We start from the raw sequence: 15,022 nt of genomic DNA, 5'->3' as shown, positions 1-15,022 counted from the left end.
CTTGTTTTGGATGTCCAGCGTTTATCCTACGGACCCCTCTAAACTGATTTCCAATAATTTTTGTGCCTCTACAGCAAATTCCATTGGCAGCTTGTTCAATACCTCTTTACTGAACCCGTTTACGATCAGGGCAATGGCTTTTTCGGTATTGATACCCCTTTGGTTGCAATAGAAAATCTGATCCTCCCCAATTTTACTTGTGGTGGCCTCATGTTCAATTTGAGCTGTCTTGTTTTTTACCTCGATATATGGGAAAGTATGGGCTCCACATTCGTTCCCCATCAAAAGGGAATCGCACTGGGAAAAGTTCCTTGCATTTTCTGCCCTACTATTTATCTGTACCAAGCCCCTGTAACTGTTCTGGGATTTCCCTGCAGAAATACCCTTGGAAATAATGGTACTTTTGGTGTTTTTACCAAGATGTATCATTTTGGTACCCGTATCGGCCTGCTGATAGTTGTTGGTCACCGCAATGGAATAAAATTCCCCTATGGAATTGTCCCCTTTCAATATACAGGAAGGATATTTCCATGTCACGGCAGATCCGGTCTCTACCTGCGTCCAGGATATTTTAGCATTCTTTTCGCAAAGACCTCTTTTTGTCACAAAATTATAAACACCACCTTTTCCCTCTTTGTTCCCGGGAAACCAGTTTTGAACGGTAGAATACTTTATTTCCGCATCATCCATGGCGATAAGTTCTACCACGGCAGCATGCAATTGATTCTCGTCTCTGGACGGTGCGGTACACCCTTCCAAATAACTCACATAGCTTCCCTCATCGGCAACGACCAACGTTCTTTCAAACTGTCCCGTTCCTGCTTGGTTTATCCTAAAATAAGTTGACAGTTCCATGGGGCATCGTACTCCTTTTGGGATGTAACAGAAAGATCCATCTGAAAAAACAGCTGAATTCAGTGCCGCATAAAAGTTGTCCTTTTGGGGAACTACGGTCCCTAAATGCTTGCGCACCAATTCAGGATGCTCCTTTATGGCTTCTGAAATACTGCAGAAGATGATTCCTTTTTCCGCCAACGTCTTTTTAAAGGTGGTCGCTACGGAAACCGAATCCATCACGATATCGACCGCTACACCGGCCAATTTCTTTTGCTCGTCCAAAGAGATGCCCAATTTCTTGAAAGTCTCCAACAATTCTGGGTCTACCTCATCAAGGCTATCGTACTTTGGCTTTTTGTTCGGTGCCGAATAATAGGAGATCGCCTGAAAATCGGGCTTCGTATAATTTACATTGGCCCATTCCGGCTCCACCATTTCCTTCCATATACGGAATGCCTCCAATCTCCATTCGGTCATCCATTGTGGTTCTTCCTTTTTCTTGGAGATGGCCACGACGATTTCTTCGTTAAGACCATTGGGAAAGGTATCCGATTCTATATCTGTGTAAAAACCATACTCATATTCTTTGGTCTCCAGCTCCTTCTTTAATTCTTCCTCTGTATATGCCATTTTAGCAACTTTTCTCCCTAAAAAGGGATTTTACATTTTATTCTTTATTCGATCAAACCTGTTTCCTGTTACAATGAGAAACTCTCACCGCACCCACAGGTCCTCTGTGCATTGGGGTTGTTGAACACAAACCCTTTACCGTTCAGTCCACCTGAATATTCCAAGGTGGTCCCTACCAGGTACAAAAAGCTCTTTTTGTCTACAACGATCTTTACGGCGTTATCCTCAAACATCTTATCCGACTCCTCAATTTTATTGTCAAAACTTAGGTCGTAAGACAGTCCACTGCAACCACCGCTCTTCACACCCACGCGGACATAATCCTTTTCCGCATCATAGCCACTCTCCGTCATTAAGGAGACTACTCTATGTTTGGCTGTTTCCGATACTTTTATCATAGTCTAATTGGATTTATTCTAAATAATTTACAAATATACGCTATAAGTAGGGTTTTCCCATACTTCCTAACATTATTATAACGAATTGTCATATAAACTTTATCTATTAGAAATAGTTCTTGTATAGGCCTTGAAATCTTCGGTTTTAGCAAGAAAACTTCATTTTGATTCCCATTCTACCAATGGACCTCCTTTGAACCAGAGTCCTGTTAATGAAAACATTAGCAGTTTATGGCCACAAAAGATTCATAATCACAGTAATCCTACTTATTTTTGCACCATGCTTGAAAACAAAAACACAGAAAAAACGTCTTTGGAGTCATTGGGGGAATTTGGTTTGATAGACCATTTGACCAAAAACTTCACCCTTAAAAACGAATCCACCATCAAAGGCATTGGCGATGATGCGGCCGTATTGGACTTTAAGGACAAGAAAGCCGTCATATCAACTGATCTGTTGATTGAAGGGGTACATTTTGACCTCAGCTACATGCCTTTAAAACACTTGGGGTATAAATCGGTCATGGTGAACCTCTCCGATATTTACGCCATGAATGCCAAGGCGACCCAAGTTACCGTTTCCATGGCCGTATCCAACCGCTTCCCTCTGGAAGCCCTGGAAGAATTTTATAGCGGTGTGGCCTTGGCCGCAGAACTATACAATGTAGATGTAGTTGGCGGGGACACTACGTCTTCTACCAAGGGCATGCTGGTCAGTATTACGGCCATTGGCGAAGCCAAAGATGAAAATATCATCTATAGAAATGGCGCAAAGCCCAATGATCTCTTGGTTGTTTCAGGGGATTTGGGAGCTGCCTATTGTGGGTTGCAGGTATTGGAACGTGAAAAAGAAGTTTTTAAAGTAAATCCAAACAGCAATCCGGACCTATCCATGTATACCTATATCGTGGAACGCCAACTGAAACCGGAAGCCAGAAAGGACATCGTGGAATTATTGGATACCTTGGGGGTCAAACCTACTTCGATGATCGATATCAGTGACGGACTTTCATCTGAAATCCTGCATTTGTGCAAGCAGAGTGGGGTAGGATGCAATTTATATGAAGATAAAATTCCACTGGATCCTACGGTAATTGCTGCCTGTGAAGAGTTTAATATTGATAGCACCTTGGTAGCGCTTAGTGGAGGGGAGGACTATGAACTTCTGTTCACCATAGACCAAAAAGAATTCCTGAAAATAAAAGGCAATCCCAATTTAACTGTCGTGGGGCACATGACAGAACAAAACGAAGGGGCGCATTTAATCTCCAGGAACAATACTAAAATTCCGTTGACCGCTCAGGGCTGGAATTCGTTTTCCAATGATTGATTAGGCTACCTGTTGGGCAGTGCTCCTATGTTTTTTCTGATATAAATGTTCAAGGGTATTGTTGATATCCTGACGTTCAGGGGTCAAACTGGAAAGGTTGCCACTTACATCTGTGGTCACCTCTTTTTGACAGTGGATACATTTGTACTCCTTGATGTGGAAGGTAACTCTTTTTGATACCGCGTAGTGATGTCCAAAAATGCCGCAGCAGAAGGAGCTGAGCTTTGTGCCGTAGTTAGAAAAGACTTTTTTCATAATGTAGGTTTTAGGTGTGCATCGGTTCGGTTTGGGGACCTTAAATGCAAAAGTTAGACTAGGTTTCTTCGGGGTAATAGCAACTCATTGACCTGCTATAATTTAACAACGTAAGTAGATACGATTATATTGGGCGCATTGGATGTTTTTTTTACTTTTTTCGATGAACGTAACTTTTTTTCTCGAAACGCTCCATTTTAATCGGATAAAAAACACGTTTTGAAGTATGTCATTTTCCACTATCTTTCGGTTAATTTTAATTAAAATATGAACAAGACCAAAGAAACCCTCATAACCGCCTTTGCGCTTTTTTCCCTGTTCTTTGGTGCTGGAAATTTAATATTACCACCACTTTTGGGCTTTAAATCTGGCGATCTATGGTGGTTGGTGACCCTTGGATTTTGTCTTTCGGCCGTGCTTATCCCCATTCTGGGGATCTTGGCACATGCCAAGCTACAGGGAACTATCTTTGATTTCGGTAAAAAGGTATCCCCAACATTCAGCCTGGTCTACTCCCTTATTATCTATGCCATTTCCATTAGCCTGCCCTCCCCTAGGACAGCCTCGGTGACCCACGAAATTGCCATACAGCCTTTTTTTGACACTCCATATCTCCTTACCAGTATCATATACTTTGGTCTGGTCTTTCTTTTTGTTATGAACCGATCCAAACTATTGGATATATTGGGAAAATTACTGACCCCGGCCATCATTTTCATTCTTTTGATGATCATAGGGATAACCCTGTTTTCGGAAGATTTCAATTTTGGGATATCCCAATTCAAAAGCCCATTCACGGATGCTATCTTGGAGGGTTACCAGACTTTCGATGCCATAGGCGCCGTGGTCGTGGGAGGGGTAATTATTGTTTCCATTAATCTTAAGAGCACAGCCACCTATGCCGATAAAAGAAGTCTTATCCGCCGTGCCGGCTGGTTGGGCGGTCTGGCCCTCTTTTTGATCTACGCCGGATTGATATTGACAGGGGCCTTGAGGCACAACAATTTTGACGGTGAAATAACCCGAGTGGCCCTACTGACGGGAATCAGTATCCAAACCCTGGGCAGTACCGCCAATCTGTTTTTAAGTCTTCTGGTGAGTCTGGCCTGTTTTACCACAGCCGTAGGAGTGGTGACGGGAACAGCCGATTTTATGAAATCACGGTTCCGAGAGTCCCAATTGGCCTATAATATAACGGCTGTTGTTGGGTGCCTTTTGGGAGTCCTAATGGGGCAATTTGATGTGGCATATATCATTGCAGTGGCGCTCCCCGCACTTATGTTCATCTACCCTATTACCATTGTGCTCATTGTTTTGAATGTAGTGCCCAACAAGTGGGCCTCCCCTTTTGTTTTCAAGGCTGTAATCCTAATGACCACCATTTTCAGCATCCCTGATTTTATGAACAGTATCAACCTGGGATCCTACTTGGGAAATATTAACCCCATGATTCCCTTAAGCGATTATAGTTTAGGCTGGGTATTGCCCGCTCTTGTAACTTTTATCATTGCCAATTTACTGCGTAAAACTCCTCCCCAGAATGCTGACGATCCAGCATAAAAAAAGAGGGACTCGCAAAAGCCCCTCTTGTAATAATTTTAAATCGTACCAACGGCCATCAGTTTTTGAATTAAAACCGACTCGTTTCTGGATCTATTGGTTCATCAATGTTTCGATCTCCTCCACCTCAATTGGAATATTTCCCATCAGGTTGAACGGCTCCCCTTTTTCTTGGATCACCACATCGTCTTCCAAACGGATTCCAAAACCTTCCTTGGGAATATAGATTCCAGGTTCTACGGTGAACACCATGTTTGCCTTCATAGGGGTTTTCAACAATCCGTAGTCATGGGTGTTCAATCCTATATGGTGACTGGTACCGTGCATAAAATATTTCTTGTATGCAGGCCATTCCTTCTTCTCGTTTTGTACATCGGCCTTATCCAACAATCCAAGCCCCAGAAGCTCGGAGGTCATCAATTTCCCGACCTCTTTATGGTATTCTGCCCATAGGGTCCCTGGCACCAACATTTTGGTCGCTTCATTTTTTACCCTGAGTACCGCTTCATAGACCGCTTTTTGCCTGTCTGTAAATTTTCCGTTCACCGGGATGGTCCTACTGAGGTCACTGGAATAATTGGCGTATTCGGCTGCAACATCCATCAATAACAAATCTCCATCCTTACACTGTTGGTTGTTCACCACATAGTGCAGCACATTGGCATTATTTCCCGATGCAATAATTGGGGTGTAGGCGAAACCTTTGGATTTGTTCCTCAAAAATTCGTGCATCAATTCTGCCTGGATCTCGTATTCCCAAACGCCAGGTTTCACAAATCCCAACAACCTCCTAAATCCTTTCTCTGTGATATTACAGGCTGTCTGCATAATATCGAGCTCCTCCGGTTCTTTGATGCCCCTGATCTCCTGTAGGATCGGGTTACTTTTTGCCCATTGGTGGGCCGGGAAGTCCTGCTTGCATTTTTTGATAAAACGGTCCTCACGAGTTTCGGTAACCACCGCTTGGCGATAGTGTTCGTTGGTGTTGAAGTAGATCGTATCTGCCTCCGTCATCAGGTCAAAGAATATTTTGTCGAATTCACTCAACCAATAGATTGTTTCTATTCCTGAAACTTCAGTTGCCTTTTCTTTGGTGAGTTTTTCTCCCTCCCAAACGGCAATGTGATCATTGGTCTCGGTTACGAACAATATTTCCCGATGTTTTTTGTCCATGGCTTCAGGAAAAAGCAACAATATGGTTTCTTCCTGATCAGCGCCACTTAGATAGAAAAGATCTCGATCTTGCTCAAAAGCCAAGGTGCTATCTGCACCTATAGGGTATACATCATTGGAATTGAAAATCGCAATACTCTTGGGCTTCATTTGTGCCATGAATTTTTTGCGGTTCTTAATAAATAATGAATTGGGTATCTGATCGTATTTCATCTGTTGATTTTGATTAATATTTTATTCCATGGATCCCTTGAAAAGAGTTGCTCTCTATCCACTTTTTTCAGGGCATTCCCAGAGATTTTTGATTTTCCCAAAAGTAGCGAAATCAATATCCAATCAAAAAAAAGCAGCAGGTAATTAAATTTCTTTAACTTTTATTTAGACAATAAAAGACATGGCCCTATATATTGGGACAAACACTATCCCTTCTACAAGCCCCCTCTTTTGACAATGAAACAAATTGCTTAACTTACCCCCTTATACTCTAATTCACTTTACTTCAATGAAAAAACTTCTCTTATCCGTTATTTTGGCTTCTACAGCAGTAGGTGCCGCTCAAATAGCACCAACCTCAAAGGCAGACATTCAAAAAGCAGTCCAACAGAAGGAATCCAAAGACGCCAGCTCTTTGGTGAAAAATATCCCGTTCAAAAATATTGGCCCCACTATCATGAGCGGTCGTGTGGTAGATATTGATGTTAATCCCAATAATCCGACCGAATTTTATGTGGGCTATGCCTCAGGGGGACTTTGGTACACCAACAATAACGGAACATCGTTTACACCGGTCATGGACAACAGTCCGACCCAAAATGTTGGAGATATCGCGGTAGACTGGAAATCGGGGACCATTTGGGTAGGTACCGGTGAAAATAATGCATCCCGTTCGTCCTATGCCGGTATCGGTCTGCTCAAATCTGAGGACAAAGGCAAGACCTGGCAACAAATGGGACTGGAAGACTCCCATCATTTCGGAAGGATCCTGATCAACCCCTCAAATCCCAACGAAGTCGTGGTTGGTGTCACCGGGCATCTGTACTCTCCCAATGAGGAGCGAGGTGTCTATAAAACCACCGATGGCGGAAAAACATGGAACAAAACCCTTTTTGTATCCAAGAATACAGGCATCATAGATGTGGCCATGGCGCCAAACAACTTTAATATCCAATTTGCGGCTTCTTGGGAAAAAGACAGGAAGGCTTGGGATTTCATTGGCAACGGCAGTGGTTCCGGAATTTACAAAAGTACGGATGGAGGAACATCATGGAACAAGGTTTCCACAGCACAAAGCGGATTTCCCACAGGAGAGGGAGTAGGCCGTATCGGTTTGGCCGTTTATGATGAAAACACGGTATATGCAGTGCATGACAGTCAATTCCGGCGTGAAAAAAAGGGCGAATCAGAAAAGAAATCCGATGGGCTGACCAAAGAGGACTTTAAGAGTATGAGCACGGAAACATTCCTGAAATTGGAGGACAAAAAATTGAACGAATTCTTAAAAACCAATGGCTTTCAAGAAAAATACCGCGCCAACAATGTAAAGCAATTGGTGGAAAGCGGTACCGTAAAACCAATTGATATTGCCCATTATCTGGAGGACGCCAATTCCATGCTGTTTGATACCCCTGTTGTAGGGGCAGAGGTGTACCGCAGTGATGATGGGGGCATGACCTGGAAGAAAAGGAATGAAAATTACATAGACGATCTATTTTATAGCTATGGGTATTACTTTGCCCAGATTGCCATTGACCCATCCAATAAGGATAAGATTTATCTGGCGGGTGTGCCTATTATCAGATCCGATGATGGCGGTAAGACCTACACCTCCATCAACGGTGACAACGTGCATTCCGACCACCATTCTATTTGGATAAACCCCAAGATGTCCGGGCATATCGTAAACGGTAATGATGGTGGTGTAAATATTTCCTATGATGATGGTGCCCATTGGATCAAAAACAACACCCCTTCCGTAGGGCAGTTCTATTACATCAACGTAGATAACGAAGAGCCCTATAATGTATATGGCGGACTCCAGGACAATGGTGTTTGGAAAGGCGCACACAATGCACAGGAGAATACGGAGTGGCACCAAGATGGACAGTATCCTTGGAAATCTATTATGGGAGGCGATGGTATGCAGGTACAGATAGATGTAAGGAACCACAACATCGTGTATACCGGATTTCAGTTCGGAAACTATTACCGACTGGATTTGGAAAATAACAAACGCACCTATATTCAGCCAAAACACGAGTTGGGAGAAACCCCATATCGCTTTAACTGGCAGACACCAATTTTACTATCTACCCACAACCAGGATATCCTGTATATAGGAGGTAACAAATTACACCGCTCCATGAACCAGGGCGATGATTGGGCAACCATATCCGGAGACCTGACCAATGGTGGCAAAAAAGGAAATGTGGCCTATGGCACACTGACTTCCATTTCCGAATCCCCATTCAAGTTTGGACTGATATATACCGGTAGTGACGACGGTTTGGTCCAAGTGACTCAGGATGGAGGAAGTCGTTGGGAAGTCCTAAATCCAGTTGGCAATAGCAAACCCGCTGAGCTATGGGTAAGCCGTGTGGTTGCCTCGCAACACAAAAAAGAAAGGGTCTATGTTGCCTTGAACGGATACCGCTGGGACGACTTTACACCCTATATTTACATGAGCAATGATTACGGAAAAACATGGAAGAACATCGCCAATAATATTCCGACCGCTCCAGTCAATGCCATAATTGAAGATCCTGCGAATGAAAATGTTTTATTTGTGGGAACGGACAACGGGGCCTATGTCTCTTTTGACCAAGGAGGTTCTTGGGAAGCATTCTCGGAAGGACTTCCCAATGTGGCCGTACACGATTTAAAAATTCAGGCCAAGGCGAAACATTTATTGGTAGGCACACATGGTCGCAGTATCTACAAAGCCGATATTGGAAATATTCAGCAAATGGAGTCGGCCGACCTCAACAAAAATCTTGTGGTATTCAAGGTAGGGGATATCAGGCATTCGGATAGATGGGGCAATTCTTGGAGCTCATGGTCAAAACCAAGCACACCCGGAATAGACCTGACTTTTTATACCTCAAAACCCGGTAGTTTTACCACTAAGGTGCTGACCGATGGAGGTATCGAGGTGAGCCAGGGCCAGATGGACGCCGACAAAGGCTTCAATGTAGTTTCGTATGATGTCGCCTTTTCAAAAGCAGGGAAATCTGCCTTTCTAAAGAAAAACAAAATGGAACTGAAAGAGGCCGGGAATGGCAAGACCTATTTGCCCAAAGGAAAATACACCATGGAAATTTCTGGAAATGGCAGTTCGGAAAAAGTAAGTTTTGAACTGAAATAATATCAGCAAATCACCTAATAAGTTAGAAAAGCCCCGAACCATACCTTGGATCGGGGCTTTTTAATGGGATCTATTTCCCAATGTGAAAAAGGGCGTCTCCCTGGTTGACCACCGCCTGATGGTTGATGCAGAAAACATATCCATCATAGGGGGCCTTAATTTCTTTGTTGTAGGTGGCAAAGGTATCGGCAACAATTCCCAAGATCTGTCCTTTCGTGATTTCCGAACCGTTGGTCACTTTGGGGATAAACATTCCGGCTGTTGGTGCACGGAGCCATTTTTTCGTCAATAAGTGCTTACTGCGTTCCTGTTTCTTGGACAAGGGGTTGATCCTGTCTATCATCTCAAAATTGATCATTACGTTCAATATTCCCTGGATCCCGCGTTTAATGGCAAAATCATCAAAACGCATGCTCTCCCCCGCCTCATATACAATGGTCGGAATTCCCTTTCTAAAGGTGGCCTTCCGAAAAGATTTGTTGATCAGGTCTGAGGAAAATGTAAGAGGGGCATTGAATATGTCGGCAATCTGCTTACTGGCCTCATCCCCTTCAGTATACCTCACTTGGGGGAAGTTGTCATGACGGGCACCTCCGGTATGGAGATCAATGCCATAATCGATCTGGGGAAATATCTCCGTGGTGTAATGATGGGCGATCCTACTGGCAAGGGAGCCTGTTTTACTGCCTGGAAAACTTCTGTTTACGTCCTTGCCATCGGGTACATCCCTGGAGAAATGTATAAATCCGAACACGTTCAACAAAGGCACTACCAATACGGCTCCCCTCTTGACCTTGAAATATTTTTTGTGCAACATACGCCTCACAATCTCAATGCCGTTGATCTCATCCCCGTGGAGTCCTGCCTGAATCAGTACCGTTGGTCCAGCTTCCTTGCCATTGAACACATATATAGGAATATCGATCAATGTCCCCGTAGGAAGACGGTCAATATTGATGTGCAACAACTTTTGTTGGCCGGGAGCCACGCGTTCCCCCCTGATTACAATATCCTTATTCTCTCTAATAATATCCATTTCTGTTCCTTCGATTTTTTCCATGGGCCATCCACAGGATTATAAAACTGCGACCAAAAGTAAGGCTTCCCAAATTGTTGTATGTCAATTTTAAAGGAATATCACATAAAAATAAGATTGTCTCAATTCCACCCCGGAGACCGTTAAAAAAATACAAATATTTACCGGACAAAAACTTTTTTTTGTTCAAGATATCAGGAAAAACTACATCGTTTTCGGCTTAAATCTTAAACTTGTTGAAAACTTCTTTAAACTGGTTCTAAATAATAGTAGGAATACCGTCTAAAGTTTGTTAATAACTCTCTTGTGCTGTAAATTTGTTTTTAAAACTAATAACTAATGAGTGGTTTGACAAAATCATCTATCGCCAGAAAAGTAGTAATGGCTTTATCTGGCCTTTTTTTGGTCTTATTCCTTGGGCAACATTTTACCATCAACATTACTTCGGTAATTGCCCCCGACACCTTTAACGAATGGTCGCACTTTATGGGTTACAACCCCTTGGTGCAATATCTGCTTCAGCCGATCTTGATCGCTGGTGTGGTCATTCATTTTGTAATGGGCTTTGTTCTGGAAATCCAGAACAACAGAGCTAGAGGTGTCAAATACGTAAAGTACAACGGAGGTTCCAATGCCCCATGGATATCGCGAAATATGATTGTTTCAGGTGCCGTGATTTTGGCTTTCCTTGCTTTGCATTTCTATGACTTTTGGGTACATGAAATGACCTATAAGTATATAGAGAGCAACCCTGAGGACCCAACGAGATACTATGCGGAAACGGTTGAGAAGTTTGAACCGATGTGGCGTACCTTGCTTTATGTACTGTCCTTTGGCTTATTGGCCCTGCATTTGTTGCACGGTTTCGCATCTTCCTTTCAGACCATGGGGGTGAACAACAAATACACTCCGGCCATAAAAAAATTCACTAAGATATATGCGATTGCCATCCCATTGGGATTTGCCTTTATCGCCTTGTACCATCACTTTAACCCAATTACACATTAATTATGGGAATATTGGATTCGAAAATTCCATCCGGTCCCTTGGCCGACAAATGGACAAAACATAAAAACGATATTGATCTTGTCAACCCTGCCAACAAACGTAACATTGATGTTATCGTGGTAGGAACGGGCTTGGCCGGTGGTTCTGCAGCCGCAACATTGGCAGAACTTGGCTATAACGTAAAAACATTCTGCTATCAGGATTCTCCAAGAAGGGCACACTCCATTGCTGCCCAAGGAGGTATCAATGCAGCAAAAAACTATCAGGGAGATGGTGACAGTAACTACCGTTTGTTCTACGATACCGTAAAAGGTGGTGACTACCGTTCCCGTGAGGCCAACGTTTACCGATTGGCCGAAGTATCAGGAAACATCATTGACCAGTGTGTGGCCCAAGGGGTACCATTCGCACGTGAATATGGTGGACTCTTGGATAACCGTTCTTTTGGTGGGGTGTTGGTATCCCGTACCTTCTATGCCAAAGGACAGACTGGCCAGCAATTGCTACTCGGTGCCTATTCTGCGATGAACAGACAGATTAACAGAGGTAAGATCCAAGCATACAACCGTCATGAAATGATGGATCTGGTAAAGGTAAATGGCAAGGCCCGTGGTATCATTGCCCGTAACCTGGTTACTGGTGAAATTGAACGCCACTCGGCACATGCCGTAGTTTTGGCATCCGGTGGTTATGGAAATGTCTTTTTCCTTTCAACCAATGCCATGGGCAGTAACGTCATGGCCGCATGGAGAGCACACCGTAGAGGGGCTTTCTTTGCCAATCCGTGCTTTACACAAATTCATCCTACCTGTATTCCTGTTTCAGGGGAACACCAGTCGAAATTGACCTTGATGTCGGAATCGTTACGTAATGATGGTCGTATCTGGGTACCTAAGCACAAAAAAGACGCGGAAGCCATACGAAATGGACAATTGAAGCCTACACAGCTTAAAGAAGAAGACAGGGATTACTACTTGGAAAGAAGGTATCCAGCCTTTGGTAACCTTGTACCGCGCGATGTGGCCTCAAGAGCGGCCAAAGAGCGTTGTGATGCCGGTTTTGGTGTAAACAAAACAGGAGAAGCTGTTTATTTGGATTTTGCTTCTGCCATCATGAGATACGGTAAGGAAAAAGCATTGACTTCCGGATTAAAGGATGCAGATGACAACACCCTCCGCCAATTGGGTGAAGAAGTCATCGAGGCCAAATACGGTAACCTTTTCCAGATGTACGAGAAGATCGTGGATGAAAATCCATACAAAACCCCTATGAAAATATATCCTGCCGTGCATTATACTATGGGTGGACTTTGGGTTGATTACAACCTACAGACAACCATTGAAGGATGTTATGCCGCAGGGGAAGCGAATTTTAGTGATCATGGAGCCAACAGATTGGGTGCTTCCGCTTTGATGCAAGGTTTGGCAGACGGATATTTTGTGTTGCCATACACCATCGGTGATTACCTGTCCAAAGATATCAGAACAGGAAAAATTCCTACCGATACCGCTGAATTCGATGCCGCTGAAAAAGAGGTACGCGATAGAATTGCGAAATTAAAGGCAGGAAAGGGTACACATTCTGTTGATTACTACCATAAGAAATTAGGTAAGATCATGTGGGACAAATGTGGAATGTCGCGTAACGCCAAAGAACTTCAAGAGGCTATAGACGAGATTTCTGCACTTAGAGCAGATTTCTGGGAAAATGTACGAGTTCCTGGAAGCCCTGAAACCAAAAACCAAGAATTGGAAAAAGCAGGTAGAGTGGCTGATTTCTTGGAACTGGGAGAGTTGTTCGCCAAGGATGCCCTTTCAAGAAATGAATCTTGTGGTGGTCACTTCCGTGAAGAATACCAGACTCCGGAAGGAGAGGCCTTAAGGGACGATGAAAACTTTAAGTTTGTTTCTGCTTGGGAGTACAAAGGAGAACCAAAGGATGCCGTACTTCACAAGGAAGACCTAGTGTACGAAAACATAGAACTGAAGACAAGAAGTTATAAATAGATTACCGCTGTTGGTGATGCAAAAAACCAACTACTAACAACAAAGCAAAAGCTATGAAGCTGAATCTAAAAATATGGCGTCAGAAAGATGCCAAAACAAAAGGCCAAATGAAGAACTATCCTATCGATGGGATCGATGGAGATATGTCTTTTTTGGAAATGATGGACATCCTTAACGAGGACCTAATCACCCAAGGTGAAGAGCCCGTAGAATTTGACCATGATTGTAGAGAAGGTATCTGTGGATCTTGCTCCATGCAGATCAATGGGGAACCACACGGGCCAGATCGTTTGGTGACCACTTGTCAGTTGCACATGCGTAAGTTCAAGGACGGGGACACCATCGTGATAGAACCTTTTAGGGCAAAGGCATTTCCGGTTATCAAAGATTTGATAGTGGACAGGAGCGCATTTGATAGAATTCAACAAGCAGGAGGTTATATATCCGTAAACACTTCTGGAAATACTGTGGATGCCAACGCTATTCCGATCAACAAGGAGAATGCAGACGATTCTTTCTATGCTGCTGCCTGTATCGGTTGCGGAGCATGCGTGGCCGCTTGTAAAAATGCCAGTGCCATGTTGTTCACCTCGGCAAAAGTGTCCCAATACGCTCTATTACCACAGGGGCAAGTGGAAGCTACTGAAAGGGTTCAGAACATGGTCCGCCAAATGGATTTGGAAGGATTTGGCAACTGTACCAATACAGGAGCCTGTGAAGTGGAGTGTCCGAAAGGAATTTCCTTGGAAAATATCGCTAGGATGAACAGGGAGTATTTAAGTGCCAATATAAAGGGATAACCCTTTACCATATATCTTTCATAACAACAGAAACATACCCCATTCCCTTAAAGGAATGGGGTTTTTGTTTATAGGTACCTTAAAAATCCCGTATCTTTAAATATGTCCAAAGTATATGATGAAGAACGAATCAAAGTACCTCGTTTCAATGAAGCGTTAGGTTTTTACACCACTCCCGAGCGTTCCAAGATGATGGGCAAGATCAGAGGAAAAAATACCATGCCCGAGATGCAGTTCAGGAAAGCCTTATGGGCAGCGGGCTACAGGTACCGTATAGATTACAAAAAGCTCATGGGCAAACCGGATATAGTCCTTGAAAAATACAAGACTGTCATCTTTATCGATGGGGAATTTTGGCATGGATACCAATGGGAAGAACGAAAGGGGAATATAAAGACCAATAGGGAATTCTGGATCCCAAAAATAGAGCGGAACATCCAAAGGGACCGGGAGGTGAATGCAGCATTGAAAGCATCGGGTTACGCTGTATTCCGTTTTTGGGAAAAGGAAATAAAAAAGGAACTGGAATTCTGTTTACAACAGGTGATCTCACATTTGGAAAATCGTACTCCCAAAACACAATAATGCTCACATTGCTATTTCCGAACAACCTTTAATTATAATACAT

The 15,022-nt window shown here is 43.4% G+C and carries 12 protein-coding genes; 7 read left to right on the top strand and 5 right to left on the bottom strand.

Going from position 1 to position 15,022, the window contains the following annotated elements:
- Positions 1 to 21: 21 nt before the first annotated feature.
- Both sufB and WAA86_RS02315 read right to left on the bottom strand, forming a co-directional pair.
- Positions 22 to 1,467: a Fe-S cluster assembly protein SufB gene (gene sufB / locus WAA86_RS02320; protein ID WP_337299354.1), complete on the bottom strand. Its 1,446-nt coding sequence runs from the start codon at positions 1,465 to 1,467 to the stop codon at positions 22 to 24.
- A 68-nt stretch (positions 1,468 to 1,535) separates the two neighbouring features.
- On the bottom strand, positions 1,536 to 1,865 hold the full coding sequence (locus WAA86_RS02315; protein WP_337299353.1) for a HesB/IscA family protein: 330 nt from the start codon (positions 1,863 to 1,865) through the stop codon (positions 1,536 to 1,538).
- A gap of 280 nt (positions 1,866 to 2,145) precedes the next feature.
- Here WAA86_RS02315 and thiL point away from each other — a divergent pair, with 280 nt between their 5' ends.
- Positions 2,146 to 3,195 carry a thiamine-phosphate kinase gene (gene thiL / locus WAA86_RS02310; protein WP_337299352.1) on the top strand — a complete coding sequence of 350 codons (1,050 nt, stop codon included), beginning with the start codon at positions 2,146 to 2,148 and terminating at the stop codon, positions 3,193 to 3,195.
- Here the strand turns inward: thiL and WAA86_RS02305 are convergent, their stop codons facing one another.
- Positions 3,196 to 3,450 carry a hypothetical protein gene (locus WAA86_RS02305; RefSeq protein WP_337299351.1) on the bottom strand — a complete coding sequence of 85 codons (255 nt, stop codon included), beginning with the start codon at positions 3,448 to 3,450 and terminating at the stop codon, positions 3,196 to 3,198.
- Between the two features lie 267 nt (positions 3,451 to 3,717).
- On the opposite strand from WAA86_RS02305, the gene brnQ reads away from it, so the two are divergent.
- Positions 3,718 to 5,010, top strand: a complete 1,293-nt coding sequence (brnQ, locus tag WAA86_RS02300; RefSeq protein WP_337299350.1) for a branched-chain amino acid transport system II carrier protein — start codon at positions 3,718 to 3,720, stop codon at positions 5,008 to 5,010.
- A 93-nt stretch (positions 5,011 to 5,103) separates the two neighbouring features.
- Here the strand turns inward: brnQ and WAA86_RS02295 are convergent, their stop codons facing one another.
- On the bottom strand, positions 5,104 to 6,396 hold the full coding sequence (locus WAA86_RS02295; RefSeq protein ID WP_337299349.1) for an aminopeptidase P family protein: 1,293 nt from the start codon (positions 6,394 to 6,396) through the stop codon (positions 5,104 to 5,106).
- Positions 6,397 to 6,685: 289 nt separating this feature from the next.
- Here WAA86_RS02295 and WAA86_RS02290 point away from each other — a divergent pair, with 289 nt between their 5' ends.
- The gene (locus tag WAA86_RS02290; RefSeq protein WP_337299348.1) at positions 6,686 to 9,544 is read left to right on the top strand and encodes a VPS10 domain-containing protein; all 2,859 of its coding nucleotides are present in this window, start codon (positions 6,686 to 6,688) and stop codon (positions 9,542 to 9,544) included.
- 70 nt (positions 9,545 to 9,614) lie between these two features.
- Here the strand turns inward: WAA86_RS02290 and WAA86_RS02285 are convergent, their stop codons facing one another.
- On the bottom strand, positions 9,615 to 10,604 hold the full coding sequence (locus WAA86_RS02285; RefSeq protein WP_337299347.1) for a succinylglutamate desuccinylase/aspartoacylase family protein: 990 nt from the start codon (positions 10,602 to 10,604) through the stop codon (positions 9,615 to 9,617).
- A gap of 315 nt (positions 10,605 to 10,919) precedes the next feature.
- Here WAA86_RS02285 and WAA86_RS02280 point away from each other — a divergent pair, with 315 nt between their 5' ends.
- The 4 genes from WAA86_RS02280 (at position 10,920) to WAA86_RS02265 (ending at position 14,979) form a co-directional block, all read left to right on the top strand.
- Positions 10,920 to 11,588, top strand: a complete 669-nt coding sequence (locus WAA86_RS02280) for a succinate dehydrogenase cytochrome b subunit (protein WP_337299346.1) — start codon at positions 10,920 to 10,922, stop codon at positions 11,586 to 11,588.
- Positions 11,589 to 11,590: 2 nt separating this feature from the next.
- The gene (locus WAA86_RS02275; RefSeq protein ID WP_337299345.1) at positions 11,591 to 13,594 is read left to right on the top strand and encodes a fumarate reductase/succinate dehydrogenase flavoprotein subunit; all 2,004 of its coding nucleotides are present in this window, start codon (positions 11,591 to 11,593) and stop codon (positions 13,592 to 13,594) included.
- A 53-nt stretch (positions 13,595 to 13,647) separates the two neighbouring features.
- Complete coding sequence (locus tag WAA86_RS02270) at positions 13,648 to 14,394, top strand: succinate dehydrogenase/fumarate reductase iron-sulfur subunit (RefSeq protein ID WP_337299344.1); 747 nt, start codon at positions 13,648 to 13,650, stop codon at positions 14,392 to 14,394.
- A 102-nt stretch (positions 14,395 to 14,496) separates the two neighbouring features.
- Positions 14,497 to 14,979 (top strand): very short patch repair endonuclease, encoded by a 483-nt coding sequence (locus WAA86_RS02265; RefSeq protein WP_337299343.1) that lies wholly within the window; start codon positions 14,497 to 14,499, stop codon positions 14,977 to 14,979.
- Positions 14,980 to 15,022: the final 43 nt, after the last annotated feature.

This window comes from Sediminicola sp. 1XM1-17 (genome assembly GCF_037203765.1).
GTDB lineage: Bacteria > Bacteroidota > Bacteroidia > Flavobacteriales > Flavobacteriaceae > Sediminicola.
The sequence above is the reverse complement of the archived record's forward strand: the minus strand, read 5'-3'. Positions and strand labels throughout refer to the sequence as shown.